The sequence below is a fragment of the Streptomyces sp. UNOC14_S4 genome, from assembly GCF_020740835.1.
Lineage (GTDB): Bacteria > Actinomycetota > Actinomycetes > Streptomycetales > Streptomycetaceae > Streptomyces.
The window spans coordinates 1-4,099 of the sequence record NZ_JAINFC010000606.1 but is presented as its reverse complement, the minus strand read 5'-3'; the positions used below and the strand labels follow the sequence as shown (position 1 = coordinate 4,099).

General features: G+C 73.2%; 2 protein-coding genes and 2 pseudogenes. All 4 read left to right on the top strand.

The window, feature by feature from the left end; translation table 11 throughout:
• Positions 1 to 427, top strand: a pseudogene (locus tag K6I34_RS32955) (LLM class flavin-dependent oxidoreductase); the annotation flags it as partial.
• Entirely contained in the window at positions 424 to 1,734 is a 1,311-nt protein-coding gene (locus K6I34_RS32950; RefSeq protein ID WP_229331712.1) for an NtaA/DmoA family FMN-dependent monooxygenase, read from the top strand. The pseudogene K6I34_RS32955 and the gene K6I34_RS32950, both read left to right, overlap by 4 nt.
• Before the next feature lie 278 nt (positions 1,735 to 2,012).
• Positions 2,013 to 2,924: a S1 family peptidase gene (locus K6I34_RS32945; protein ID WP_229331711.1), complete on the top strand. Its 912-nt coding sequence runs from the start codon at positions 2,013 to 2,015 to the stop codon at positions 2,922 to 2,924.
• A gap of 185 nt (positions 2,925 to 3,109) precedes the next feature.
• A pseudogene (locus K6I34_RS32940) lies at positions 3,110 to 3,901 on the top strand (slipin family protein); the annotation flags it as partial.
• Positions 3,902 to 4,099: the final 198 nt, after the last annotated feature.

Sequence of the window (4,099 nt, the reverse complement as noted above, 5' to 3'; positions counted from 1 at the left end):
GACGTCCGCGTGGCGGGCGGCCGCCGCCCGCCACGCGGACGTCGCCTACGTACGCACCGGGGCCGACGCGCCGCCCGCGGCCGTACGGGCCGTACGCGACGAACTGCGGCGCCGCGCCCGGGAGTCCGGCCGCGACCCCGGCCGGCTCGTCGTCCTCGCCTCCGTCCCGGTGGCGCTGCACGCCGCCGCCGACGCGGTGGCCCTCGCCGACCTGGTGGGCGCCTGGTACGGGGACGGGGTCGTCGACGGCTTCCACTTCCGGCCCGGCGACCCCGACCGGGACCTCCCGCTGCTCGTCGACGGGACCGTGCCCGTACTCCAGCACCGCGGGCTGCTGCGCTCGTTCTACCCCGGCGGCACGCTCCGCGAGCACCTGTGCCTGCCGCGCCCGGCCAACCGCTACGCCACCGCGAGGGAGACCGCATGACCAGCCGTACGGGGCGCAGGCAGATGCACCTCGCCGCCCACTTCCCCGGCGTCAACAACACCACCGTCTGGACCGACCCGCGCTCGGGCAGCCAGATCGACTTCTCCTCCTTCGAGCACCTCGCCCGCACCGCCGAACGCGGCCTGTTCGACTTCTTCTTCCTCGCCGAGGGGCTGCGGCTGCGCGAGCACAAGGGCCGCATCCACGACCTCGACGTCGTCGGCCGCCCCGAGTCCCTCACCGTGCTCGCCGCCCTGGCCGCCGTCACCGACCGGCTCGGTCTCGCCGCCACCGTCAACGCCACCTTCAACGAGCCCTACGAACTGGCCCGCCGCCTCGCCTCCCTCGACCACCTCAGCGGCGGCCGCGCGGCCTGGAACGTCGTCACCTCCTCCGACGCCTTCACCGGCGAGAACTTCCGGCGCGGCGGCTACCTGGACCACGCCGACCGCTACACCCGCGCCGCCGAGTTCGTCGCCACCGCCCGCGAACTCTGGGACTCCTGGGCCCCGGACGGCACCCCGCGGCCCTTCGCCCACGAGGGACGGCACTTCCGCATCGAGGGGGAGTTCGACGTCGCCCCCGGCCCGCAGGGGCACCCGGTCGTCATCCAGGCGGGCGACTCCGACGAGGGACGGGAGTTCGCGGCCGCCACCGCCGATGTGATCTTCACCCGGCACGGCAGCCTGGAGGCGGGCCGCGCCTTCTACGCCGACGTCAAGGGCAGGCTCGCCGCGCACGGCCGGGCCCGCGACGACCTCAAGATCATGCCCGGGGTGACGGTCGTCCTCGGCGACACCGCTGCCGAGGCTCAGGAGAAGGCCGCCGAGATCCGCAGGCAGCAGGTCTCGCCGCAGACCGCGCTGCTCACCCTGGAGCAGGTGTGGGGCCGCGACCTCTCGGCCTACGACCCCGACGGGCCGCTGCCCGACATCGACCCCGACCCCGACGGCGTGGTCGCCCAGGGCCGGGTGAAGATGGGCGACCCCTTCGCCGTCGCCGCCCGCTGGCGCGCCGTCGCCGAGGCGAAGGGGCTCTCCATCCGGCAGACCGTCATCGAGACGTACGGCCGCCCGTCCTTCGTCGGCACCCCGCGGGCCGTCGCCGCCGAGCTGGACGAGTTCGTCACGACGGAGGCCGCCGACGGCTTCATCCTCGTCCCCCACCTCACCCCCGGCGGGCTCGACGACTTCGTCGACAGCGTCGTCCCGCTGCTCCAGGAGCGCGGCGCCTTCCGCACGGAGTACACGGGCCGGACGCTCCGGGACCACCTGGGGCTCCCGCTGCCGGGTGGAGGCGCCCGGTAAGGGGCGCGGGGAACTGCGCGAGCAACCACCCGCGACCTGCAGCCGCAATACGACGGAGCGGCCCGAGCTCATAGGCGCAAAGGGCGCGGGAAGGCACCGGCGCAGCCGGAAAACCAAGGGCGGCCCCGGCAAGGGGCCGTCTGAAAGGCACTCTTGCGCCACACGCACAAGGCCCGAATACTCGCCGCAGCGCTTGTCAGGGGCACGGCGAAAACGGAACCGCCGTGCCCGGTTGGCTTCGCGCCTCACCAGACCACCCCCCACGGGAGGAAGACAACGTGAGGATCAAGCGCACCACCCCCCGCCGTACCGTCCGCCGCGTCGCCGTCGCCTCCGGCCTCCTCGCGGCCTCCGCGCTCGTGGCCACCAGCGCCCACGCCCAGGGCGGCGCCGCCGCGGCCCCGCACTCCGCCGCCGCGCTGGCCGCCGCGAGCGCGGCCGTGCAGACGGCCGACGTCCCCGGCACCGCCTGGGTCACCGACGAGCACAGCGGCACCGTCGTCGTCACGGCCGACGCGACCGTCCCCGACGCGGCGATAGCCCGTATCAGAGCCCAGGCCGGACCGGACGCCGACGCGATACGCGTCGAGCGCACGCCCGGGACCTTCCGGCCGTTCCTCGCGGGAGGCGACGCGATCTACGCGCCCACCTGGCGCTGCTCGGTGGGCTTCAACGTCCGCAAGGGCAACACCTACTACTTCCTGACCGCGGGTCACTGCACCCAGGGCAAGCCCCCCTACTACGCCGACGCGGGCCACGGCACGAGCATCGGGCCGACCACCGGCACCAGCTTCCCGGGCAACGACTACGGCATCGTGCAGTACACCAACGGCTCCGTCCCCCACCCCAGCGCCGTCGACCTCTACAACGGCGGCACCCAGCGCATCACCGCCGCGGGCAACGCCACCGTCGGCCAGTCCGTGCAGCGCAGCGGCTCCACGACCCATGTGCACGGCGGCAAGGTCACCGGCCTGAACGCGACGGTCAACTACGGCAACGGCCAGATCGTCCGCGGCCTGATCCAGACGAACGTGTGCGCCGAGCCCGGCGACAGCGGCGGCGCCCTCTTCGCCGGCTCCACGGCGCTGGGGCTCACCTCCGGCGGCAGCGGCAACTGCACCACCGGCGGCACGACCTTCTTCCAGCCGGTCCCGGCGGCGCTGAAGGCGTACGGGGTGAGCATCTTCTAAAACCGCCCGCCCCTGTGGACCCTGACCGCGAGCGAGCACGGATCTCCTTCCCCAGCCTTGCGGCCAGCAGCACAGGAGCCCCCGGACCGGCCCGGTTCCCCGGGCCGTGCCGGGGGCTCGACCTTGGTCCCGGTCGGGCCTACCGTGGGATGTGACACCTGACATGCAGGGCAGGGGGTCGTGCCATGGTCCAGGAACTGGTAGCGGCGGCCGCGGGCGCAGGATCCGCATGCGCCCTGTACGCCATGGCGGCGGCACGCGTGGTCAAGCAGTACGAGCGCGGCGTGGTGCTGCGGCTCGGCAGGCTGCTCCCGGAGATCAGGCCGCCGGGGTTCACCATGATCATTCCGGGCGTCGACCGGCTCCGCAGGGTCAACATGCAGATCGTGACGATGCCGGTGCCCGCCCAGGAGGGCATCACCCGGGACAACGTCACCGTGCGTGTCGACGCGGTCGTCTATTTCAAGGTCGTCAACCCCGCCGAGGCCGTGATCGCGGTCGAGGACTACCGCTTCGCCGTCTCGCAGATGGCCCAGACCTCCCTGCGCTCGATCATCGGCAAGAGCGACCTGGACGACCTCCTCTCCAACCGGGAGAAGCTCAACCAGGGCCTGGAGCTGATGCTCGACAGCCCGGCGATCGGCTGGGGCGTGCAGATCGACCGCGTCGAGATCAAGGACGTGTCGCTGCCGGAGACGATGAAGCGGTCGATGTCCCGCCAGGCGGAGGCGGAGCGCGAGCGCCGGGCCCGGGTGATCAACGCGGACGCGGAGCTGCTGGCGTCGAAGAAGCTGGCGGAGGCGGCGGCGACGATGTCGGAGCAGCCGGCGGCGTTGCAGCTGCGGTTGCTGCAGACGATTGTGGCGGTGGCGGCGGAGAAGAACTCGACGCTGGTGCTGCCGTTCCCTGTGGAGCTGCTGAGGTTCTTGGAGAGGTCGGTCCCCCACGAGGAGGGATCGCCGGAGAAGCCGGAGCCGTGACTCTGTGACCGGGGCCGTGCCCCGGACCCCCGCGCCTACCGGGGTGCGTCCTGAGCTCGGCTCGCGTCCGCAGGCTGTGCGTGGCTGGTCGCGCAGTTCCCCGCGCCCCTAAAGGGGCGCGCCCGTCGCGGCTCGCTCAACGAGGTCCGGGGGCTCCGCCCCCTGGGCCCCCCGATGGGCCGAGCCATCCGCAAG

Bases quoted from the DNA above. Each gene is read 5' to 3' on its own strand.
- K6I34_RS32950 (WP_229331712.1), top strand. From the start codon at position 424: ATGACCAGCCGTACGGGGCGCAGGCAGATGCACCTCGCCGCCCACTTC.